Source organism: Nocardia jejuensis NBRC 103114 (genome assembly GCF_001613145.1).
Classification (GTDB): Bacteria; Actinomycetota; Actinomycetes; order Mycobacteriales; family Mycobacteriaceae; genus Nocardia; species Nocardia jejuensis.
The window spans coordinates 30272-52933 of sequence record NZ_BDBU01000010.1 but is presented as its reverse complement, the minus strand read 5'-3'; the positions used below and the strand labels follow the sequence as shown (position 1 = coordinate 52933).

The following is a 22662-nucleotide window of genomic DNA, read 5'->3' as shown; positions in this document are numbered from 1 at the left end:
GCTCACACACCTTCCGTCCTCGAATACCGCGGCCGCCCGCACGATTCCGGCGAAACGGCCGATTCCGCACTCGCAGCGAAGGCGAGTGCGAAATGGGACAGCCGTAGCCGGGACGGAGAAAAGTGAAACGCCGCTATTTCCATGGGCCTGAGCCCAGCGCCTCGGGTGATCACGGGGCCACCGGCGACGCAGCAGAACCGGCCCTGTTCCAGGTCGACCTCCGATTGCCCGAGCGCGACGACGAATTCCGGGTCCTGCTGCGCCATGCCCCCGGATTCGATTCGCGTGATCGCGTCACGCGTGCACAGCGACCGGGTCGGTGAGGGTGGCGATGAGGGCGGTGTCGTGGGTTGCGGAGTGGAAGCGGGGGTGATCGAGGACATCGTGCAGGAAGTCGGTGGTGGTGGCGATGCCCGGGCCCTCGAGCCGGGTTTCGGACAGTGCACGACGCATGCGGGCGATCGCGGCGGGGCGGTCGGGCGCCCAGACGACGACCTTGGCCAGCAGGGAGTCGTAGTGCGGGGGGATGGCATAGCCGGGGGCGATGTGCGTGTCCACGCGGACGAAGGGACCGGCCGGGAGTTCACAGGTGGTGAGAACGCCGGGGGCCGGGGCGAATTCGCGGGTCGGATCCTCGGCATTGATCCGGCATTCGATGGAAACGCCCTGGGGAACACGGTTTCGAGCGGTGGTGAGCGGCTCGCCGGCGGCGATGCGCAGCTGTTCGGCCACCAGGTCCACCCCGGTGACCATTTCGGTGACCGGATGTTCCACCTGCAGACGGCAATTCATCTCCATGAAGTAGAACCGGCCCTGGGTGTCGAGCAGGAATTCCGCCGTCCCCGCGCCGACGTACCCGGCGGCCGAGGCACCCCGCACCGCCGCGGCGCCGATCTGCTCGGCCAGCTCCGCGGACAGTCCGGAAGCCGGAGCCTCCTCGACCAGCTTCTGATGACGGCGCTGCAGGGAGCAGTCGCGCAGGCCCAGATGGATGACCGTGCCCTGGGTGTCGGCCAGGATCTGCACCTCGACGTGGCGGGCCTGATCGAGGTAGCGCTCCACGTACAGGCGCGGATCACCGAAGACCGCACCGGCATTGGCCCGGGTGCGCTGCCAGGCCGCGGCGAAGTCGGCCGGATCGCGCACGACCGACATACCGCGGCCACCGCCACCCGCGACCGCCTTCATGATCACCGGATATCCGATGTCGGCGGCCAGCTCCTGCGCCTCCTCGACCGTGTCGACGGGGTCGCGGCTACCGGGCAGCAGCGGCAAGCCCGCATCGGACATGAGCGCGCGTGCGGTCGACTTGTCACCCAGACGCGCCAGCACCGCGGCCGGGGCCCCGACGAAGATGAACCCCTCCGCCTCGCAGACCTCGGCGAAATCCGGGTTCTCCGAGAGGAATCCGTAGCCGGGGTGGATGGCGTCGGCTCCGCTGAGCCGGGCCGCCTCGATCACGGCCGGGATGTAGAGGTAGCTGCGCTTGGCGGGGCCCGGGCCGATCTGCACCGCTTCATCGGCCAACCGCACCGCCGCCGAATCGCGATCCGCGGCGGAATACACCGCCACGGTGGCGATTCCGAGTTCGGCGCACGTGCGGATGATCCGCACCGCGATCTCGCCCCGGTTGGCGACGAGCACCTTGCGGATCTGTCGCGTCATCGCAGCGCCTCGAAGACGATCAGCGCCTGTCCGTGCTCGACGGCCTCACCGTCGCCGACCAGGATCTCGGCCACCACGCCCTCCTTGGTCGCGGTGACCGGAATCATCAGCTTCATGGCCTCGACGATGCCGACCTGCTGACCCGCGCGGACCGGATCTCCTTCGGCCACGAACGGGCTCGCCCCCGGCTCGGACGCGTGATAGAACACCCCGACGGTCTCGGCCGCGAGGGTGAATGTCGCTGTCTGCGAAGTGGATTCACCGGACGACGCATCGCCGGCCGCGAGGTTCCCCGCGCCGGAACCGTTCGGAGCGACGGCGCCGGGCGCGACCTGGCCGCCGTTCGCGGAGCCGGCGCCGTTCGCGGAGCCGCCCGCGTGCTCGGCGGCGAACTGCTGCGACGAGCCCCCACCCTCCCAGCTGACCAGCAGCGACACCGGCCCGTTGGCCACCGTCACCGAGGTCGGCGCGGGTGTGGTGCCCGCGCGCACGGTCAGGGCGTGGCGCGCGAGCACCGCGAGGCTGTGGTCGGCATCGGCGGCGCTCACGGCGCGCGCACCGGATTCGGTGGTGACGGGGTTGTTCATCGGTTCTCCTGCAGATCGTTTCGAGCGACGCCGAAGCCTCGGAATCTGTTGTGCCGCCGCGCGAGCAGCTCGGACGTGGGCCATGCCCGCAGCTCGTGCACGGCCTGCCGCAGCGCCCGCCGCAGCAGTGCGGTGGCGGCGGCCGGATCGCGGTCCGATCCGCCCTCGGGCTCGGGCACGACGGCGTCGGCGATGCCCAGTTCCAGCAGCGAGGCGGCGTCCACCCGCAGCGCCCGCGCGGCCTGCGGCGCCGCTGCCGGGTCCTGCCACAGAATGGCCGCGCAGCCCTCCGCGCTGATCACCGAGTAGACGGCGTTCTCGCACATGAGGACTCGGTCCGCCAGCGCCAGGGCGAGCGCTCCCCCGCTGCCGCCCTCACCGGTGATCACCGCGACCACCGGAACCGGCAGCCCGGCAAGCAGTTTCAGGTTCTCCGCGATGGCTACGGCCTGGCCCTGCTCCTCGGCCTCGATCCCCGGATACGCACCGGCGGTGTCGACCAAAGTCACCACCGGGAGCCTGAGCTTGGCCGCCAGCCGCAGGACGCGCGCGGCCTTGCGGTACCCCGACGGGGTCGGCATACCGTAGTTGCGCTGTGCCAGTTCCGCTGCCGTGTGTCCCTTCTGGGTTCCGATCACCACGACCGGCACACCGTCGAGCCGCGCCAGCCCGGCCACCATGGCCGAGCAGTCCGCGCTCATCCGGTCACCGTGCAGTTCGATGAAATCCTCGAACGCACCGGCCAGATGATCCAGGGTGGTCGGGCGGCCGAGCCGTCGGGCGGCCCGCACTCGCTCCCACGGATCACCGGCGGACAGCACCGACGGATCGGTGATCACCGCCTCGGTGTCGTCCGAATACGGCCGCGCCGAGCGAACGGTCATGCCCACCAGGCGAATCAGCCGATCACGCAGTGCGGATCGATGGCAGATCAGATCCACGATGCCGTGCTCGAGCAGGAATTCCGCGGTCTGGAATCCGGGCGGCAGGGTCTGCCCGATGGTCTGCGCGATGACGCGCGGTCCCGCGAAGCCCAGGCGCGCACCCGGTTCGGCGACGATCACATCGGTGGAGGTCGCGAACGAGGCCGCCACGCCGCCGTAGGTGGGATCGGTGATGACCGAGACGGTGAGCACACCGGCATCGTCGAGGCGGCGCAGCGCGCGGCTGGTCTTGGCCATCTGCATGAGGGCGACGATGCCCTCCTGCATCCGCGCACCGCCGGAGGCGGTGACGATGATCAGCGGACGGCGTTCGGCCAGTGCGACTTCCGCCGCGGCCGTCACCGCCTCACCGAGCGCGCTGCCCAGACTTCCGCCCAGGAACCGGAAGTCCATGGCGGCCAGGACGACCGGCGTACCGCCGAGCGTGCCGCGCACGCAGTCGATCGCGTCCGCCATCCCGGTCTTGCGCCGAGCGCCCGCCAGACGATCCGGGTAGGGCCGGGAGTCGGTGAACGCCAGCGGATCCGGCACCGTCTCGGCGTACTCGATATCCACCGCGGAGCCGGCGTCGATCAGCAGATCGATGCGCTGGCGCGCGGTCAGCATGCCGTGGTCGTCGCATTCGGGGCAGACCCGATCGCTCCGGTCGTAGCGCTTGAGGTAGATCATGGCTTCGCAGCCCGGACACACCATCCAGGAGGCGCGGGCGGTCGTTCCGGTGTCGAGGATGGTCATCGTTCCTCCAGCGGTCGGGGTACATACCGGGCACACTCCGCCGGGAGACGCACTCCGGCGGAACGCAATTGCGCGACTCGCGTGAGATAGGCCGCCCCGGTCATGACCTGCCGCGCGATATCGGCCACGGACCGATTCTCGGGAGCGGCCAGGTAGGTGCCCTCGGTCCAGCCGTTGAACGCACCCATCGACGGGCCGCACCAGATCTGATAGTCCGCCGCCCGGTCGGCCTCGCCTCGAATGCTCCAGCCCGAGGACAATCCCAGGTACCAGCGGAACACCAGCGCCATGCGGGCCTTAGGATCTCGTTCTGCGACCGCCAGCTGCGCGGGATCACGCTCGGTGAAGAAGCTCACGCAGTCCTGCCACACGTCCTCGAGCGGACGCCGGAAGAGCCCGGCCTCCAGGTCTTTTCGCACCTTCTCCGGCAGCGCGTCCATGCTGTCGTAGGCCCGGTACAGGTCGTACAGCTTGTGCGCGCGGGCGGCGAACATGGTGCCCCGCCGCAGCACCTGCACCTGCACCCCGAGCTCGAACATGTCCGAGCTGGGAGCCATGGTGCAGTCCGCGAACTGCGCGGTGGCGAGCAGCTTCCTGGTCGACTCCGACTGATTCGCCTCCCGCGCGGACTGATTGATCGACCCGGTCACGACATAGGCCGCGCCCAGGGTGAAGGCCGCCGCCGCGGCATCGGGGGTGCCGATGCCGCCCGCCGCGCCGATGCGGACCGCCGCGGCCGCCGGTACGGTCCGGGCGATGCGGTCGCGCGCGGCCACCAGCTCCGGCAGCAACACCAGCAGCGGTCGCCGGTCGGTGTGCCCGCCCGAATCGCCCTCGGCGGTGATGTCGTCCGCCATCGGCACCTGTGCGGCGAGCGCGGCCTGCTCGGCGGTGATGCGCCCGCTCTCCACGAGCGCGGACAGCAGCCGAGCCGGTGCCGGCTTCAGGAACAGTTCGGCCACCTCGACCCGGGATACCTTGGCGATCAACCGGTTCCGGCAGACGATCCGGCCTCCGGAATCGACCGCCAGCCCGGCGGCGCGGTACAGCACCACCTCGGCGGTGAGATCCATGAACGCCGATGCCTCCACACAGCGCACACCGTGCTTCAGACACGCCTCCACGATGGCGCGCTCCAGCGCGGGCTCGGACGGGCTGTGAATCAGGTTGCAGGCGAACGGCTTCGCGCCGAGTCGCCCGGACAGCTCGCCGAGCGCGGCGTCGACCGCCGCCGGGGGAACCCCGGCCGCACCGTAACTGGCCAGATAGCCCGCCTCCGCCATGGCGGCGACCAGTGCGGGCGAGGCGATGCCATTGGCCATCGCACCCGCCGCGTACGCGGCCCGAACCCCGTGTGCGGCCCGGAAACCACTGTCGCCCAGCTGTTCCGGCGGCAAGGGCCCGACCGCCGCGAGGATCTCGCCGTGTGCGGCGAGTGCCTCGTCGGTGGTCGCCCCGACCCGGCCCTCGTGCCGCACGATCCACAGCGGCCGGTCCAGTTCCAGCAACCGGGCCGAGATGTCCTCGGCCGTGTGTGCCACGACCGGCTGTCGGAAGGTGGTCATGCCCGGGCCCCTCGATCGGCGAGTTCGACCGACAGGTCGACGAGTTCGTAGATCCGCAGGCCCGGCTTCCACAGCGACCCGTCGACCACGACGGTCACGCCGTTCGGCCCGCGCCGCACCGACTTGATGTGCACCTCGAGCTCGACGCTGCCGTCGCTGGGCAGGAACTGGCCGCGGTAGCGCCAGCTGAACGCGATATCGCGGGGAATCCGGAACACCGGATCGGTCAGGCCCGCGGCGAATCCCGCGTCGAGCATCCATTCCTGCACGGCGTGGATCACCGACTCGACACCCAGCGAACCCGGAATCACCGGATCGAGATGGAAATGGCGGGCGAAGAACCAGTCGTCCGGGTCGATGGCCCGCAGCGAACGCAGGTATCCGGCGCCGTAATCGCCGCCCTCGTCCACGACTTCGACGCGGTCGATCAGCGCCAGCTTGCCGCGCGCACACGGCGTCGCCGCCGAATCCGCTCGGCGCGCGGCCACATCGATGACCCGGACCGGAGCCTCCGGGTGTCCGGCCAGCCAGGTCGGCGCGAAACGCCCCGCGTCCAAGCCGGTCTGGTTGGCCAGCGCCTCGTCGCTGAAGTAGCCGAACATGGTTTCGCCGCGATAGAACGGCCGACCGTCGACGCTGAGGGTGTAGTCGAAGGTCTGCAGCGAGGATCCGGGCAGGATCGTGGTGGACAGCAGCCGTGAGGTCTGCTCGATGGTGGCATCGCGCAGATCGACCTGCCGCAGCACGGTGGCCGTGCCGCCGAGATTGCGCAGGCTCAGCGTGACGCCGGGCTGGGTCAGGGTCGGCCCCGCGTAGTACCCCATGAGCAGAGCGGCCTGCAGCGAGGTCTCCATGTACACGAAGTGCGGCATGGATTCGTCCGCCGTGTCCGCGTAGTACCAGGAATCGGCCGGCGAGACGTATTCCGTTGTGTACGTGGCACCCTCGAGCACGCCCCGCGCGCCGTCGAACTCCACGACACGGTCCACCAGCAGCAGGCCGCCGGTCGGCAGGCGGGTAGCCCGCACCCCCGTGTACGGCGCGAACTCCGGACCCATGGCGATCCGCTGATCCCCACGCGCCAGGTGCGCCATGTGGAACTCGTTGAGCAGCAGGCTGTTCACCGCCTGGCCGGGGCCGATCCCGGCCCCGGCCGCCTCGGCGACCTCGACCAGGACGCGCACCGTCGCCGCACCGCCGCCGAAGGTGGCCGTGGCCTCGAGATGCGGTCGCGGCACCAGGTCGAGTCGATCGACGATCAGCTCGAGCGTGCCGGACGAATGTCCCTGTGCCGCGGTGCCTCCGGCGAGCACTCCGCCGGTGAGCGTGCTGCCCGAGAGCACCAGCGGCATGCCGGTGAACAGTGCGAACACCTCCGCGGCCTGCACGGCGGCCGCGTGCACGTCACCGTCGAACCGCGCGAGCACCCGGCCGTTGCCTCGGCCGCCGTACAGCTCGAGGGTGGTGACCTCGGTCAGCGCCAACGGCGTCGTCGCCGCGATCCGGGCCACCGCCTCGACACCGTGCCGGTGATGGCCGGGGCCGAACACCGCACGCACCTCACCCGCCGCCAGAGCGAGCAGCGCTGCCCGGTCCAGCTCCGTGCGACCGGTGCGGGCGAGCGCCTTGAACGCTCCCTCCCGGGCAACACCGTTGCCCGCCACCGTCGGCACCATCGCCGCCGGTGCCGCGACCCGGTCGCGCACCCGCCGCCACAGCTCCCGCTGCAATGCGGTCTGTGCCGACAGCGCGGCCCGATGCGCGGCGACGACGCCCGCGCGGATCTCCGCGATCGGATCCGTACCGGCCGGAAGCACATGGAAGCCGCCGCGAGTCATCGGATCGTGCCCGGCCTGCGTGTTCTGCCGAGCCGGCGCGGCATCGCTGGCCGCCGTCGGTGCGGCTTCCCTGCCCGCCGCCGGTTCGCCCGGTGCCGGGAACTCACCGGCCACAGTGGATTTCCCAGTCGCCGCGGCCGATGGCTGCGGCGCGCCCAGGGGGTTGAAGGCGATACCGTCGAATTCGAGCATTGTCATGCCATCCACCCCCGTACCGAGGTTCGGAACTTCTCCGTCAGATCGGGTGTCGTCAGCACTGTGACATCCGAGAATCGTTGCAGTACATCGCCGTCGAGCGACAGCGCCGTCGCGTCGATGCGAGCTTCCATCCGTCCCGCGCGGGGGTTGTCCACCACGACCAGGAACGGTTCGCCGGTCGGGAGCGGCGCGTAGTAGTCGACGCCGCCGATGCCGAGCGGCAGACAGGCCGTCCCGAGCAGCCGGTGCCCCAGGATGGGCGGCACCTGCAGGATGAGGTCGGCGTTGACCGGATCGTGCAGCCGCCCGGCGTAGGCGCCGTGTGCGACCGGATCGGCCGCGAGCACGCATTCGATCACCAGGGCGTCGTCGCTCTCGGCCCGGATCGCGTGCAGCCCCTGCAGAGCGGGGCCGTGGAACTGGATCGCGTCACGGTAGATCCGTGCCGCACTCTCCCCCGGTCCGTGCGGCACCTGCCGCCGAGCGGGCCGGGTGGACTCGTCCACCGCGTCCGCCAGCAGCAACGTCGCCCGGAAGTGCGCGACCGAGTCACCGAAGACGGTGGTGCGCAGAGCTATCGGGCCGGTCGACGTAGGAATCTGCCCGGCCTGGTCACCGGCCTCCACGGGTTCGAAGTCGAACTCCAGTGTGTTCACCGGGTGGTCGAAGACCAGTCCCTTGAGCACCTGGAAATCGCGCACTCCCACCACGATTCGGCCCGGCAGCGCCCGTTCGGCGGCATTGATCATCGCGCCGAGCCCGAACGTGGCGGGCAGCACGATGTGCTCACCGATCCGGTGTGCCTCGATCACCGGCTCCTGTGCCAGCCCCGCGATGCCGCGGCGCATCCGCAGTGGAGCGGGAGTGGACTCGGCCGAGGACAGCGCCGTCGCCGCACCGACCAGCAGCACCGGTTCGGTCCGCCGTCCGGCGCTGAACTGCGCCGTGAACGCGGCCGCACCGGCCGCCGGGGCCAGCAGCGGAATCCCGCGCTCGCGGAAGTATTCCCGCAGTGTGGGGGTCACCATGCCGCCGTCCCAGGCGCCCCAGTCGATCGCGGTCGCGAAGCCGTCCGGATTCCGGTCGGCCCAGCTCACCGCGAAGCGGCCCAGCGCCTCGTTGGCCGCCGCGTAGTCGGCCTGCCCGGCATTGCCGAACAGCCCGGCCACCGAGGTGAACAGCACCAGATGACGCAGCTGTCCCACCGCCGCGAGGACCGCGCGCAGCCCGTCGAGCTTCGGCCGCAGCACCCGCTCGATGGAGTCGGCGCTCTTGTCCGGGATCAGTGAATCCGCGAGCACGCCCGCACCGTGCACCACACCCGTGATGGAATCCCGCCACGGGGTGAGCGCCTGCTTCAGCGCCCGCTCGTCGGTGGCATCCACCGCGAGATAGGCTGCCCGGCCGGACAATTCCTCCAGCGTCGCGCGAATCTCGCGCACCGCCCGCACATCCGAGCAGGCCCGCTCGATCTCGCGCGGTGTGACACCGCGTCCGGCGAGGGCCCGCACCGCCGCGCCCTTGAGGTCGGCCCCGGCCACCCCCAGCGCCCATTCGGGTTCGGGCGTCTGCTCGGTCCGTCCCAGCAGGACGAACCGGCACTCGCTCGTGCGGGCCAGGGCCAGCACGCACGTCGCGGTCACGCCGCGCGCGCCGCCGGTCACCAGCAGGACATCGTCCGCCGTCAACAGGCTCGCGCCGGTATCGGCACCCGCCGTGACGATCTCGACCGTCCGGGCCGCGCCGTGGCGGCTCGGGACCGGCGTGCGCCGAACACCCGTGCCGTCGATGCCGACCTCCAGGGTGTCCCGCGCGGCGTCGACCAGTTCCTCGAGCACGTGCTCGGCCAGTCGCTGCGGCAGGGCCGCCGGATCGATGTCCAGCGCCCGGCAGAACAGCGACGGCTGCTCCGCGGCAAAGCTTTTCACCACGCCGCCCAGACCGCCGAGCAGCGCGGCGACCGGTTCGGCGTCACCACGCAACCCGAGGTGACCGTCGAGCCGGGTGACGGTCACGAACCCCGCCCGTCCCGTGGTCGCCCGCAGGCGCGGCAGCACCTGTCCGGCGACCAGAATGGAGTCGGCCAGCACCCGCTGCGCCTGCTCCCATTCGGTGGCCACACCCGCGACCACCACGCAGGCGTCGATCGCGGCGTTCCCGGCCACATCCTCGGGCCCCGCGGCTCGGCGCACCGACCAGCTGCGCGCCCGGAATTGCTCTTCGATTGCCTCGCAATCGGTTTCAGCCGAATCGTCCAGGCATACCACTACCGCCTGGCCCGCCGGCCGGTACGGATCCACCGCCGGATCGACCGGCGGGAGCACGACGAGCTCGACGACATGCCGCGGCGTTTCGGCCGCGGCTTCAGCTTTTGGGTGGACATCACCCCCGGCCAGCTCGCTCACGATCTGATCGAGCGTGTGCAGCGTGCCGAGTTTCTCGGGTCCGAGCACCGGCAGATCCGGGAACCGCTCCTGCAGCGCGCCGATCACCTGCACCCGTTTGATCGAATCCACACCCAGGTCGGCTTCCAGATCCATCGACGGATCGACCATCTCCACCGGGTAACCGGTCTTGTCCGCCACCACCTCGCGCAGCGCCTGCAGCAGCGAGTCCCCGGACAGGCCGGTCGCGGAAACCGCTGCCGCCGAGACGGTCACAGCGGCGACCGGGCCGTCGGCCACGGCCGAGGGCTCGATCTCACCTGCGTCCAGCTCGCTCACGATCTGATCCAGCGTGTGCAGCGTGCCCAGCTTCTCGGGGCCCAGCACCGGCAGATCCGGGAACCGCTCCTGCAGCGCCCCGATCACCTGCACCCGTTTGATCGAATCCACACCCAGGTCGGCTTCCAGATCCATCGACGGATCGACCATCTCCACCGGATAACCGGTCTTGTCCGCCACCACCTCGCGCAGCGCCTGCAGCAGCGAGTCCCCGGACAGCGCGGCCGAGCTCGACGCGGCGGCTGCCACCGGAGCGGAGACCTGCTGCGCAACAACAGGTTCGGCAACAGCGAGTTCGCCAACAGCGGCTTCGGCAACAGTCGGCGCAGCAGACACACCGTTGGCGGGCGCGGCAGCGCCATTGGCCACCACCGGCGTGCTCGGAGCCGCAGCGACCGGGGCGGCCGCGATGCTCGGCGCGGACGAGGCCGCGATACTCGGCGACACCGCCGGAGCCGTGATCCGCTCGCTGAACACCGGCACCGGGCGCGGGCGCGAGACCGCCGACCCGGACTCCAGCTCCGCCAGCTGCGCGATCACATCTCCTGCGCGGGAATGGCTTTCGCTGATCGCGACGCCATGGTCCTTCACGGCTTCGATGGCCCGGACGGTCAGATCGTCCAGGGCGCCCTGACGCAGCGCACCGGCCAGGTCACGGGCCAGTTCGAGCTGGCCGTCCAGGTAGTGACGATGAGTGTGCAGATGCTGCACCAGCGCACTGTCCAGTGCGTCCGGCGCGGACACTCGATACTGCGAATCCGCGGACACGCGATACTCCGTTCCTGAGGTCGGACTGTTCGTGGGGGCTGCGCTGTTCGATAGGGCCGCGTCGCCCGAAAGAGCCGCACTGCCCGAAAGAGCCGCGCTGCCCGAAAGTGCCGTCGGGTACGACGAATTCGACGGAGCCGAGCTGGGCGACGGAGCCGAGCCGACCGCCGTGGTCGAGGCGCTCGCGCCGTTGGAGATGCTCGAAGAGCCCGCGTCGGTGACCACCCGGTAGCCGTCCGACAGTGCGGCGGCGTACGCCTTGCGGCGGGTCTCGGGCACGTACTCCGGAGCCGAGATGGTGACCGACATGGCGGGTTTGCCCGCACGGACCACCGGAGCCTCCGCCGCGTGGCGGTTGATGCCCGTCAGGGAGACACCGAGCACGGCCAGTCGCACCGCGGCCCGCTTGAGGGTCAGGTCGCCGTTGCCGATCGGACCGGAGTCCGTGGCGATCGCGATGACCTCGGGACCGAAGGTGCGCCGCACCAGCGAGGTCAGCACCTGCTTCGGGCCGAACTCGACGAATACGTTGCAACCGTCGGCGCGCATGGCGGACAGCGAGTCGAAGAACTCGACCGGGTTGCTCAACTGGGCGGTGAGGGTGGCCCGATTCTCCTCGAGGTCGGCCCCGTAGGAGCGGCCCCGGGTGTCGGCGTACACGGGCGCGGCGGGCTCGCCGATCTCGATACCCGACACGGCCGCGCCGAACGCCTCCACCGCATGCCCGACGTACGGGGTGTGGAACGCACCGGACACCGGCAGATGCCGAGTGGCCCAGCCTTTTTCGGACGCGCGGTCCACCATCGCGGCGATGCCGTCGGCCCCACCGCCGACAACCACCTGGTCCGGCGCGTTGTGGTTGCAGATCCAGACGTCCTCGATGCCCTCGAGCGCCGACTCGACCTCGTCGCGCGATGCGCCGACCGCGATCATGGTGCCCGCGTCGACATCGTCGGCGACGGTCATCGCCAGGCCACGGGCCCGGGCCAGCGCGTAGAAATCCTCGGTCGTCAGCGCGCCCGAGGCCCACAGCGCGGTGAGCTCGCCGAAGCTGTGACCCAGGTATCCGGCGGCCTCGAAGCCGTACTCGCGCAGCACCTGGAACTGTCCGGCCGCGAGCGCGCCGATCGCGGGCTGTGCGAATTCGGTGCGCCGCAGCGTGTTCTCCTGCTCGGCCCGTACCTGCTCGTCGAACGCCGGCGGCGGGAACACCACTGCGCCCAGTCGCCGCGAGGCCTGCGCGAAGGCCGCGTTGGCCGCGTCGAAGGCCGCGCCGACCGGCGGATTGTTCAGTGCCGCATCGATTCCCATATCGACGTACTGGCTGCCCTGACCCGCGAACAGCGCGCCCACCCGGCGATCGGGCAGCGCGGCGGCGCGGAAGTAGACGCCCTCGGGGTGATCCCAGTGCGCCGCATCGGGATTTCGCACGAGCTCGTCCACCGCGAGAGCACGCAGTTCGGCCGCGCTGTCCTCGTCCAGTGACACGAAACCGATGCGGGCGTGATCCTCGGGAATGTCGCCACCGTCGACGCCCTCGGTGGTGCGCACCGCGTCCACCAGACCGGCCACATCCGGCGCGTGCCAGATCTGCGCCCGCGGTGTGCGGTGCAGCACGCGCATCCCGTCGCGACCGGACTCCGCCTCCTCGAGCACGAGGTGGAAGTTGGTGCCGCCGAAGCCCATTGCCGACGCGGCGGCCCGGCGCACCTTGCGGTTCGGATCCAGGATCCACGGCCGCGTGCGGGTGTTCACGTAGAAGGGCGTGGTGGTCGCGTCGATCTCGGCGTTGGGCCGCTCGACATTGATGGTCCCGGGCAGCACCTTCTGATGCAGCGCGAGCGCGAGTTTCATGATGCTGGAGGATCCGGCGGCGCCCTTGGTGTGCCCGATCTGCGACTTCACACTGCCCAGCGCCGCGAACCCGGTCTCGGGGCTCGCATCGGCCAGCAGGCCCTTGAGCGCGGTCAGCTCGGTCTTGTCGCCCACGGCGGTGCCGGTGGCGTGCGCCTCGATGAGCTCGATATCGGCGGGCGAGCAGTCGGCGTCGGCGTACGCGCGATCCAGCGCCACCCGCTGCCCCTCGGCCCGCGGCGCGTAGATGCTCTTGGAACGCCCGTCGCTGGAGGACCCGAGCCCGCGAATAACCGCGTAGATCCGGTTACCGTCGCGGCGCGCGTCCTCGAGCCGCCGCAGCGCCAGCATCGAAATGCCCTCGCCCAGCATGGTTCCATCGGCTCCGTCGGAGAACGGGCTGATCCGGTCGGTCGGCGAGAGCGCGCCGACCTTGCTGAAGCACATGTAGATGAAGATGGTGTTCTCGGTGTCGACGCCACCGGTGATCATCATGTCCGCGCGGCCGTCCCGCAGTTCCGCGATGGCGGTGCGGATGGCCGCCAGCGAGGCCGCGCAGGCCGCGTCGACGGTGCAGTTCATCCCGCCGAGACCGAGCCGGTTGGCCACCCGCCCGGCCACCACGTTCGCCAGCAGACCCGGGAAGGAGTTCTCCTCCCACGGTGCGAAGGCGGCCACGAAGCGGTCCGCGATCGCGTCGGCGTCGCCGTCGGACAGGCCGACCGAGCGCGCCGCCTCCTTGAGAACCGGCGTGGACAGACGCGCGGCGAGCGGATGCATGAGCGGCACCGGGCCGGTGGTGCCCAGCACCACACCGGTGCGCGAGGGGTCGTACCACTGCGAGTCGGTCGCGCCCGCATCGGTCAGCAGGTCGCGTGCGACGCCCAGGCTCAGCGTCTGCATGGTGCTGGTCACCTCGAGCTGGTTGGGCGGCAGCCCGAACTCGAGCGGATCGAAATCGACGTCGGGCAGGAAAGCCCCACGGCGCGAATAGGTCTTGTCGGGTGCCGATCGATCGGCGTCGTAGTAATCGTCCAGCCCCCAGCGCGACGACGGCACCTCCTCGGTGCAGTCGACACCGTCGACGATGTTCTGCCAGTACTCTCGATGGTTGCGTGCCTTGGGCAGCAGGCCCGACATCCCGACGATTGCGATCGGGTCGTGTGCCAGGCGTCTGTCGTCCGTCACGGATATTCCTCTCGAACCCAGGCCGTCGCGCCGGTCAGGCGGCGACGGTGGTGGCGGTGGTCGACGAAATGAGTTCGCCCGCGGCGGCGGCGAACATGCGGTGGCCGAGCGGGCTGGGATGCAGCCCGTCCTCGGTCCAGACCTCGGGGCGGTCCCACTCCGGCCGGGCGGCCAGATCCAGCAGCAGCGCGCCGTGGTCGGCGGTGACCTTGGCGAGCACCTCGTTGGCGTGGGTAAATCGTTCGCGCAGCAGTCCGCGGAAGCTCTCCGGAACCGGAAGGCGGCCGGGGATATCCGGGTAGTCGGCGGTGAAAACCGTTGCCCCGGTGGCGCACAGCGTGCCGAAGATGGTGTCGAGGTTCTGCTCGAACGCATCCGGGTCGAATGCGCTCACCAGATCGTTCACACCCACGACCACGCCGTAGAGCCCGGCGCGGGCGGCGGCCGGCAGCTGCCGCGCCACCACGTCACCGGTGGTGGCGCCGTGCGTCCCGCCATTGCGTACTGCGCTGGGCCGCATACCGAGCTGGCCCGCCAGCCGTGGCACCCAGCCCCGGTAGCCGCCGGTCGCGGCCGGGTCGCCGCGACCTTCCACGAACGAGTCGCCCAGCGCGATCAGACCCACGCCGGTCATAGCGGAGCCGCGGCGTTCTTGGGGGCCGAGTTGTTCTCGGGGGTCTTGGCGACGTGCCGATCGGCCTCGGGGAAGTCGACCTGCGCGTAGAGCTCGCCCAGTTCTTGTTCGCCGAAGAACTTGTCCGGCGGGTACAGGCCCGCGATCAGCCCGAAGAACTTCTTGGAGTAGTCCGGGCTCAGGCTCGACGCGCGGAACACCGAGTCGTAGTACGGCGTCAGGGTCAGCTCGGAGATGCTCTGGGTCAGCTCGTAGGTGCTGGCGCTCTGCTCGTCGCGCTCGCGCTGGTACTCGGGCAGGGTCTCCTCGAACGGGCGTGCGCCCGAGAGGCTTTCGTCGACCAGGTCGGCCAGCAGCTGGGTGTACTTGAAGGCGTCGGTGATGCCCCAGCCGGTGAACGGGTCCTTGTGGTACCCGGCGTCGCCCACCAGCGCCCAGCCGGGGCCGAAGGACTGGCGGCGGTAGTTGTCCGGGTACAGCATCGGACGGAAGGGCTCCTCGCGCTTGCCGGTATCCCGCAGGCGCGCACCGATTTCCGGGTCGATCTGATCGACGATCTCCTGAACGCCCGCATCGGGGTCGGCCTTGAAATCGCGGAAGCGGTCGCGCTTGCGCATCACCGCGACGAGGTACTGATCGTCGTTGGTCGGCCACGCGGCGAACTGCTGCTCACCGAAACCGGTGCGGTGGTTCATGCCCCAGTCGATGCCCGAGTAGTACGAGTAGTAGACGAAGCACGCGGCCGAGGAGCCCTCGTAGGTCTGCGCGCCGACCGTCTTGGCCACGATCGAGTTCGCGCCGTCCGCGCCCACCACCAGCGTTGCCCGGAACTCCTGTTCACGACCATCGCCGACGTGGCCGCGGATACCGGTCACCCGATCGCCGTCGGTCAGCAGACCGGTGACGGTGAAGCCCTCGATGATCTCCGCGCCGCCCTTGCCCGCCGCGTCCACCAGGATCTTGTCCAGGATCGTGCGACGCGGGCAGTACACGGCGTCGATGCCGTCGGCGCTCGGATCCGCCATGCCCTTGATGACGATGTCCGTGTAGGTGAAGTTCAGCTCGCGCACCGGCGGGCAGCCGGTGGCGATCACCTCGTCGAGCAGACCCCAGGACTTCAGCAGCCCCAGACCGGCCTGGTGAATGTAGTGCGTGGAGGGGGTGTCGCTGGGGAAGGAGGCGCGGTCCACCGCGAGCACCCGATATCCCTTGCGGGCCAGCAGCATGGCCAGCGGCGCACCGGCCACGCGCGTACCGACAACGATGACGTCGTACATGATGTGATCACTTTCGGTAGTCGAATTCCGATTTCGAGTCTGTCGCCGCCGCGCGGCGAGACCCTCTGCGAGTCAATGCAATTCATCGACCGATCGGTCGCGGCTATCGCCGCCGGCCGAAGGATCGAATTTCGCGGATGTTCATCCGCGCGACATGTAGAGCTGATCGATATCCGCCGAATACGATTCCGCGATCGCGGCCCGGCGCAGTTTCAGCGAAGAGGTGAGCAGCCCGCCCTCGACGGTGAAATCACCGTCCACAATGCGGAATTCACGAATCGATTCCGCCCGCGATACCAGCGAATTCGCGTCATCCACCGCGGTCTGGACGGCCACCGCCGGATCACCCTCCGGATGCTCCGCGCGCCAGGCCTCGAGCCGCGCCGCGTCCATGGTCACCAGTGCCGTCACGAACGCCCGGCCCTCGCCGACCACCATGCAATTGCTCACCAGCGGATGCAGCCGCACCCGGTCCTCGAGCGGGGTCGGGGCGACGTTCTTACCGCCCGAGGTGACCAGAATCTCCTTCTTGCGGCCGGTGATTCGCAGCAGGCCGCCGTCGAGCTCACCGATGTCGCCGGTGTGCAGCCAGCCGTCCGCGTCCACGGGACGCTGCTCGCGCGCCGCACCCCAGTACCCCGGGGACACGTGCGGACCGCGCACCAGCACCTCGCCGTCCTCGGCGATGCCGACCGCCGTGCCGGGAATCGGCCCGCCCACGGTGCCCACCCGATAGGTCTTGGGCGCGCTCACCGTGACCGCGGTCGCGGCCTCGGTCAGGCCGTAGCAGTTGAGGATCACCGTTCCGAACGCCGCGTAGAAGCCCGCGGTCGTATCGTCCAGCGACGCGCCGCCGGAGATGACGTAGCGCAATCGACCGCCGAGCGCGTGCGCCACCGGATGATCCACCGCCACCGGCGATTCGCCGGCCTCCAGACGCAGCAGCCCGGTGACCACGGCGTCACGCTCGGACTCCTCGGTCAGCAGCGCCCGGATGTTCTTGCGAATCTTCTCCAGCGCGTAGGGAACCAGCGCCAGGAACGTGGGCTGGATGCGGGTGAGCGCCGGAACCAGATCGGGGATGCCCGGCAGCAGTGTGGTGCTCGCGCCACCGACCAGGCAGGCGAAGAGCATCGTCTGACCGAACACGTGCGCCAGCGGCAGCGCGAGCGCGGTGCGGCTGGCGCCCTCGAACAGTTCGGCCGCCTGCCGGACCGTATTGGCCGAGGACACGTGCATGTTCCGGTGGGTGATCATGCAGCCCTTGGAGAGCCCGGTGGTCCCGCTGGTGTAGACGATCATGGCGAGATCGTCCGAGCGCACCGCCGCGATCCGCGCGTCCAGCGCCTCGGTCGCATCCGCGGACGCCCGCGACCAGGCCGCGATCTCCTCGAAGGTCCACACCGTGCCCGCGCCCGCGGCGGTGAGCCGTGCGGCGTCCGCTGCCGTCTCGGCGGCGAAATACGTACTGCCGCTGTCGCTGAGCATGTGCTCGATCTGTGCGGGCGAGGAGGTCGGGTACACCGGCACCACGACCGCGCCGACCGCCAGCGCCGCCAGGTTCAGCAACGCCCATTCCAGCCCGGTCCGCCCGAGCACCGCCACCCGGTCCCCGGTCGCCACCTCACGCTCGAGCAGCGCCGCGGCCACCGCACGCACACCGGCGTCGAGCCCGGCACACGTCAGCAACACCCCGTCCGCGCCGCCGAGCGATTCACGCAGCGGATCACGGCTCGCCGCATCGGAAACGATGGAATACAAACTCGCGTTGTCGGGCGGATCGAATCCGAACCCGATGGCAGACTCAGTCTTCACAATTCGAATTGTGCGCGGCGACAATCATTCTCGTCGCCGCCCGGGTCGCCATTCCTACCGCGCGAAAGTCATTGTCTATCGAATAGCACCGACGACATCTTCCCGGGCATCATCGAGCTGTGCGGGTTCCGCGGATTCCATGCAATCGAGAAACGCGGCCACCGCGGGATTCGTATCGTCGGAACGCCACACCGCATACAAATCCAGAGTGGGAACCGGATCCAATAGTTTCACCGCGGCCGAAATACTGCCGGGTGCGCCCATTCCCATGGACACCGCCCGGGGCAGCGACGCGAAGCCCACCAGCGGGCGCACCGAGACCATGTGCGCCGTCGCACCCGGATCGTCGGCGTGATGCGCCACGTTGAGCGATATCCGAGTCTGCGCGGCCGAGCGGAAGATGGCGTCGTACATCGCCGGACACTGCTCGCGCGCGAACAGCACACACTCCTGACTCGCCAGCTCCGCGAACGGCACACCCGGCCGATCGGCCCAGCGGTGCCGCCGACCGACCACCGCGACCAGCGGGACCCGGTGCAGCAGTCGCCGATACCGGAACTCCGCGGTGCTGGGATGGCCGTAGACCAGCGCGATGTCCAGTGAACGGTCCGCCAGACCGGTCAGCTGCGGTCCCGTGCGTTTCTCCCACAGCGACACCACGATGTCGGGGTGGCGTTCGGTCATCTTGACCAGGGTGTCGGGCAGCACATGCCTGCTCGCGGGCAGGTTGTATCCGATGCTGAGGGTTCCCGAGCGGCCCTCCGCGGTCGCCTTGGCCGCCCGTGCGGCCCGGTCGACCTGCGCGACGATCTGGCGGGCCTGAAGTTCGAATTCCCGACCGGCCGCGGTGAGCCGGACCTCGTGCGAGTTCCGTGCGACCAGCTGTACCCCGAGCGACTTCTCCAGTTTCTGCAGCTGGGCGCTCAGGCTTGGCTGAGTGAGATGTAGGCGCTGCGCTGCGCGGCCGAAGTGCAACTCTTCGGCGATGGTGATGAACGAAACCAGATGTCGGAACTCCATGATGCCGGCTCCCTCCGAGCTACCTGCCACGGTAGCCACGGCAGATAACCGGTGATGAATCCAAGCCGCACAGTTGCCCCCGATTCGGTTGCGTACCAGTGAATCCCACCCGGAGACAGCCGCTCCATGCTAGTTGAGCCGGTCCGCCCACTCGCGGTAACCGGACGTGATTCCCATCTCATCGGAATAAAGGCGCGCGGCCGCTCGTTGTACCTGGACGGCGAAAAATGAGCCGACAACGGTATGTACGTTGTGCCACCATGAGTTTCGACGACGATGAACCGACCCCCGAGGTCGTGACCAGCAGGAAGGAGGAGGCGGCAGTGGAACCGACGCACCGAGAGCAGAACCCGGCGACAGCCCGAGCGCGAGTGCTACTCGTCGGCGGCAGCGCGCGCTACGAGCACGGCACCGATCGGCCCTACCGCCTCCAGGCCGGCGCCTAGACCTACCGCCCTTCGCTTCCTGTTCTTCTTCCTCTCTTTCGAAACATGGTGACTCCCATGGCTTTCCGTCACGCCGAAGACCCTCACATAACCTCCGACAATTGGATCCACGCCGGTGTTCTGGTACTGAACGCCTCCTACGAGGCGCTCACCGAGATCAACGCCGAACGTGCGGTGGTGCTGCTGCTGAGCGGCACCGCCGAAACCGTCTCGGACCGGCGGCCCGAGTTCCCGATCCGCTCCAAGCACGTCGAGATCGCCCTGCCGGAGACCATCCGGTTGACGCGATACGTCTACCTCGAGCACCGGGTACTCGTGCACGACGAGAGCCGCGCCACCCTCCCGGCCGTGCTGCGGCGCGACCGCTACCGCTGCGGGTACTGCTCGGGCTGGGCCCGCACCGTGGACCACATCCGCCCGCGTTCCAGGGGCGGCCCGAACACCTGGGCCAACCTGATCGCCGCGTGCGGTCCGTGCAACAGCCGCAAGGCGGACCGGACTCCCGAGGAGGCCGGCATGCGACTGCTGTGGGAGCCCAAGGCGCCCGACGAACTGGCCAAGCGCCAGCGACAGATCTGGAAGGACCTCGCCGCGGCGGGGTGAGACAAGCACCGTGATCGGCAGCGAAAGGAGCAGACCCGATGACGAATACCGCAGTGCAGGAGATTCAGGAGCAGACCCTCGCGGAACTGCTCCCCATCTCCGACTCGACCAACGCCTGGCAGCACGCCGCCTGCGAGGGCGATCCCAACCATGAGGCGTGGTTCCCCTACCCGTCGCAGGACTTCGAATACGCGCGGCGTATCTGCGACGGCTGCCCCATTCGCCGCGAGTGCGGTGACTTCGCTTCGCGCACCGGCCAGTCCGGTGTGTGGGGCGGGCACGAGTACGACCGCGGCAAGATGATTCGCGAATGAACGAGGGAAATCGGTGAGCGCCCCGGCGGCGCTCACCGATTTCCCTTTCTCCGATAACCCTGTCTCGCGTGACCGTCCGGCACAGGTGGAGAATTTCGGCTGAACATACACTTGCGCCCGTGGGTACTCATCGCGCCGAAGGCCGATCACGAAGCATCAGCAAAGGACCGGTTATCGTCGTGGCGGCGGTGATCGTGCTAGCGCTCGCAGTCGTCGGCTGGTTCTTTCTGCAGGAACGGTCCAAGGACAAGGACATCGCGGCCGCGGCCGCCTGCGTCGAGGGCACCACCACGCTCGACGTCACCGCCGATCCCGATATCGCCGCCCTGGTCAAGACCGCCGCGGACCGATTCAATGCCACCGCGCCGCACGTGCGCGACCACTGCGCCGTGGTCGCGGTCACCGCGCAACCCTCCACCGCCATGGTCGCGGCCCTCGCCTCGGGCAAGGCCTGGGACCCGGCGCTCGGACCCCAGCCCGCGCTGTGGATTCCGGATTCGGTGCGCTCGGTCGAGCTCATGCGGGTGCCCGGTCTGATCGCGGGTACGCCCGCACCGATCGCGCTCAGCCCGATCGCGCTGGCGGTGCCGGACGAATTGCGCCGCGCCCTCGATAGCGCGCAGGCGCACTGGGCCGATCTGCCCAAATACCAGCAGGGCTCGCTGAGCGATATCGGCCTCGGCTCGTGGAACGGCCTGCGCCTGGCCCTGCCGCCGGGCGATGCCGCGCTCGCGGTCGCGACGGCTGTCGGCTCGGGCGTCTCGGGCACCGACCCGCTCGACGAGAACGCCGCCAAGTCCGGGCAGACGGTCTCGGCGATCTCCAATCTGGCCGCGGGCGCGCCCACCGCCACCGACACCGCCGCCGCGCTGACCGCGCTGGCCGCCGCACCGGATGCGGGCGCCCCCGTGCACGCGGTAGCCGCTACCGAGCAGCAAATCAAAGCCCACAACGGCCTCACCGCTTTCCGCCCCACCGGGAACGGTCCCGTGGCCGACTACCCCGCCGCGGAACTCACCGGATCCTGGGTGGATCAGACCCAGAACCTGGCCGCGGGCCTGTTCGCCGACTTCCTGCGCGCACCCGAGCAGTCGAAGCTGTTCACCGACAACGGTTTCGGCGCCGCTCCCCCGGCGACCTCGGGCATCGGGCCGAAAGCGGCCCTGACCCAGGTCCAGCAGGTGCTCGCCCACCCGGTCCTCGGTGTCTCCGCGACGGTCCTGCTCGATGTCTCCTCCTCGATGGGCACCACCGACGGATCGCTGACCCGGCTCGCGAATTCCGTTGCGGCGCTGCAGTCCACGATGGGCGTGATGCCGCCGGACTTCGGGCTCGGAGTGTGGACCTACGCCAAGAGCCTCGAGGGCGACACCCCGTACAAGGTCGCCGTACCCACCGCGCCGCTCACCGATGCCCAGCGCACCGCCGTCGGACAGGCGCTGAGCACCGTCACCGCGAGCACCGCCAAGCCGGACCGGGCCTACCCCACCATCGAGGCGGCCTATCGCGGGGTGATCGGCAACTACGCCGCCTCGCGCACCAATTCGATCCTGCTCATCACCGACGGACCCGAGGACGACTCCACCGTCACCGGCGATCAATTGCTCGCCGATATCGCCGCCGCGACCGATCCGGCGCATCCGATCCGGGTCGACGTCATCGTGGTCGGCGGTTCCGGGACCCAGACCCTGCAGACCCTGGCCCAGCGCACCGGCGGCACCTACACCAAGGTCACCGCGACCAACAGCCTGCCCTTCGGCACCGCGGTATCACAGGCGCTGACGACCCCCTGAGCTGCGATCACTCCGGCATGTCGTCACAAACTTACCGGTCGGTCATGGGAGATTCGAAGAAGTTAGGACTCGTTCACGAGTCCAGTGACGCTTCATCGACAATCGAAGGGGTCTCACCATGGCACACACCACGGGCACCGAAAGCCCGGTCAAACAGGGAATAGCGGCCGGCGCCTCCATCGCGGCGGCGGTGCTGTTCCTGGTCATCGGAGTGCTCTCGATCCTGCAGGGCATCTCCGCCGCCCGCGACGACGATCTGCTGATCGTCGGCACCAACGACTACATCTACAAGTTCAACACCTCGGCCTGGGGCTGGATCCACATCATCGTCGGCGCGCTCGTGGTCCTGGTCGCCATCGGCCTGATGACCGGCGCCACGTGGGCCAGGGTCGCCGCGATCGTCATGGCCGCGGTCTCGATCATCGAGAACTTCCTGTGGCTGCCGTACTACCCGGCGTGGAGCCTGCTGATCATCGCCCTGGACGTGGTGGTCATCTGGGCTATCGCCACCTGGAAGCCGGCCACGACCTAGCCGGAGCCCGGCGGAGACTCGGCCCGCTGCGACATCCGTCGACATAACGCAGCGCCCGATATAACGCAGCGCCCGAACGGATTCCGTTCGGGCGCTGCGTTGTTCGGTTCGACCTGCTGTTCGGGTTCGACCCTGCTGTTCAGGTACGACCGTGCTGTTCAGG

General features: G+C 69.5%; 15 protein-coding genes. 5 read left to right on the top strand and 10 right to left on the bottom strand.

The features are described from left to right. Positions 1 to 294: 294 nt before the first annotated feature. From NJ1_RS07700 to NJ1_RS07655, 10 genes are all read right to left on the bottom strand, one after another. Positions 295 to 1665, bottom strand: a complete 1371-nt coding sequence (locus tag NJ1_RS07700; RefSeq protein ID WP_067689463.1) for an acetyl-CoA carboxylase biotin carboxylase subunit — start codon at positions 1663 to 1665, stop codon at positions 295 to 297. Then, entirely contained in the window at positions 1662 to 2252 is a 591-nt protein-coding gene (locus NJ1_RS40055; protein ID WP_067689460.1) for an acetyl-CoA carboxylase biotin carboxyl carrier protein, read from the bottom strand. The genes NJ1_RS07700 and NJ1_RS40055 overlap by 4 nt, the downstream gene beginning before the upstream one ends. After that, the gene (gene accD, locus NJ1_RS07690; protein ID WP_067689457.1) at positions 2249 to 3931 is read right to left on the bottom strand and encodes an acetyl-CoA carboxylase, carboxyltransferase subunit beta; all 1683 of its coding nucleotides are present in this window, start codon (positions 3929 to 3931) and stop codon (positions 2249 to 2251) included. The genes NJ1_RS40055 and accD overlap by 4 nt, the downstream gene beginning before the upstream one ends. After that, a complete protein-coding gene (locus NJ1_RS07685) occupies positions 3928 to 5496 on the bottom strand; it encodes a PfaD family polyunsaturated fatty acid/polyketide biosynthesis protein (protein WP_067689454.1) in 1569 nt (522 codons plus the stop codon). The genes accD and NJ1_RS07685 overlap by 4 nt, the downstream gene beginning before the upstream one ends. Beyond that, positions 5493 to 7532 (bottom strand): hotdog family protein, encoded by a 2040-nt coding sequence (locus NJ1_RS07680; RefSeq protein ID WP_067689451.1) that lies wholly within the window; start codon positions 7530 to 7532, stop codon positions 5493 to 5495. Before NJ1_RS07680 ends, NJ1_RS07685 begins: the two co-directional genes overlap by 4 nt. Then, a complete protein-coding gene (locus NJ1_RS07675; RefSeq protein WP_067689449.1) occupies positions 7529 to 14065 on the bottom strand; it encodes a type I polyketide synthase in 6537 nt (2178 codons plus the stop codon). The genes NJ1_RS07680 and NJ1_RS07675 overlap by 4 nt, the downstream gene beginning before the upstream one ends. A gap of 34 nt (positions 14066 to 14099) precedes the next feature. Further along, complete coding sequence (locus NJ1_RS07670; protein ID WP_067689446.1) at positions 14100 to 14699, bottom strand: SGNH/GDSL hydrolase family protein; 600 nt, start codon at positions 14697 to 14699, stop codon at positions 14100 to 14102. Then, positions 14696 to 15976, bottom strand: a complete 1281-nt coding sequence (locus NJ1_RS07665; protein WP_067689443.1) for an NAD(P)/FAD-dependent oxidoreductase — start codon at positions 15974 to 15976, stop codon at positions 14696 to 14698. Before NJ1_RS07665 ends, NJ1_RS07670 begins: the two co-directional genes overlap by 4 nt. Positions 15977 to 16117: 141 nt before the next feature. Further along, positions 16118 to 17791 carry an AMP-dependent synthetase/ligase gene (locus NJ1_RS07660; RefSeq protein ID WP_067689440.1) on the bottom strand — a complete coding sequence of 558 codons (1674 nt, stop codon included), beginning with the start codon at positions 17789 to 17791 and terminating at the stop codon, positions 16118 to 16120. Positions 17792 to 17866: 75 nt separating this feature from the next. Next, positions 17867 to 18811, bottom strand: coding sequence for a LysR family transcriptional regulator (locus NJ1_RS07655; protein WP_067689438.1), 945 nt, complete (start codon positions 18809 to 18811; stop codon positions 17867 to 17869). A 260-nt stretch (positions 18812 to 19071) separates the two neighbouring features. Between NJ1_RS07655 and NJ1_RS07650 the strand changes: the two genes are divergently transcribed. From NJ1_RS07650 to NJ1_RS07630, 5 genes are all read left to right on the top strand, one after another. Next, positions 19072 to 19257: a hypothetical protein gene (locus NJ1_RS07650; RefSeq protein WP_067689436.1), complete on the top strand. Its 186-nt coding sequence runs from the start codon at positions 19072 to 19074 to the stop codon at positions 19255 to 19257. 57 nt (positions 19258 to 19314) lie between these two features. Further along, the gene (locus tag NJ1_RS07645) at positions 19315 to 19860 is read left to right on the top strand and encodes an HNH endonuclease (RefSeq protein WP_067689434.1); all 546 of its coding nucleotides are present in this window, start codon (positions 19315 to 19317) and stop codon (positions 19858 to 19860) included. A 38-nt stretch (positions 19861 to 19898) separates the two neighbouring features. After that, positions 19899 to 20174, top strand: coding sequence for a WhiB family transcriptional regulator (locus NJ1_RS07640; RefSeq protein WP_084477854.1), 276 nt, complete (start codon positions 19899 to 19901; stop codon positions 20172 to 20174). 119 nt (positions 20175 to 20293) lie between these two features. Next, positions 20294 to 21967 carry a VWA domain-containing protein gene (locus tag NJ1_RS07635; RefSeq protein WP_067689432.1) on the top strand — a complete coding sequence of 558 codons (1674 nt, stop codon included), beginning with the start codon at positions 20294 to 20296 and terminating at the stop codon, positions 21965 to 21967. A gap of 118 nt (positions 21968 to 22085) precedes the next feature. Continuing rightward, positions 22086 to 22499 (top strand): DUF7144 family membrane protein, encoded by a 414-nt coding sequence (locus NJ1_RS07630; RefSeq protein WP_067689430.1) that lies wholly within the window; start codon positions 22086 to 22088, stop codon positions 22497 to 22499. Positions 22500 to 22662: the final 163 nt, after the last annotated feature.

What these genes read in the sequence shown, in the direction of transcription:
- NJ1_RS07700 (WP_067689463.1), bottom strand. Translation starts at nt 1,665, where the DNA reads ATGACGCGACAGATCCGCAAGGTGCTCGTCGCCAACCGGGGCGAGATC.
- NJ1_RS40055 (WP_067689460.1), bottom strand. Translation starts at nt 2,252, where the DNA reads ATGAACAACCCCGTCACCACCGAATCCGGTGCGCGCGCCGTGAGCGCC.
- accD (WP_067689457.1), bottom strand. Translation starts at nt 3,931, where the DNA reads ATGACCATCCTCGACACCGGAACGACCGCCCGCGCCTCCTGGATGGTG.
- NJ1_RS07685 (WP_067689454.1), bottom strand. Translation starts at nt 5,496, where the DNA reads ATGACCACCTTCCGACAGCCGGTCGTGGCACACACGGCCGAGGACATC.
- NJ1_RS07680 (WP_067689451.1), bottom strand. Translation starts at nt 7,532, where the DNA reads ATGACAATGCTCGAATTCGACGGTATCGCCTTCAACCCCCTGGGCGCG.
- NJ1_RS07670 (WP_067689446.1), bottom strand. Translation starts at nt 14,699, where the DNA reads ATGACCGGCGTGGGTCTGATCGCGCTGGGCGACTCGTTCGTGGAAGGT.
- NJ1_RS07665 (WP_067689443.1), bottom strand. Translation starts at nt 15,976, where the DNA reads ATGTACGACGTCATCGTTGTCGGTACGCGCGTGGCCGGTGCGCCGCTG.
- NJ1_RS07655 (WP_067689438.1), bottom strand. Translation starts at nt 18,811, where the DNA reads ATGGAGTTCCGACATCTGGTTTCGTTCATCACCATCGCCGAAGAGTTG.
- NJ1_RS07650 (WP_067689436.1), top strand. Translation starts at nt 19,072, where the DNA reads ATGAGTTTCGACGACGATGAACCGACCCCCGAGGTCGTGACCAGCAGG.
- NJ1_RS07645 (WP_067689434.1), top strand. Translation starts at nt 19,315, where the DNA reads ATGGCTTTCCGTCACGCCGAAGACCCTCACATAACCTCCGACAATTGG.
- NJ1_RS07640 (WP_084477854.1), top strand. Translation starts at nt 19,899, where the DNA reads ATGACGAATACCGCAGTGCAGGAGATTCAGGAGCAGACCCTCGCGGAA.
- NJ1_RS07630 (WP_067689430.1), top strand. Translation starts at nt 22,086, where the DNA reads ATGGCACACACCACGGGCACCGAAAGCCCGGTCAAACAGGGAATAGCG.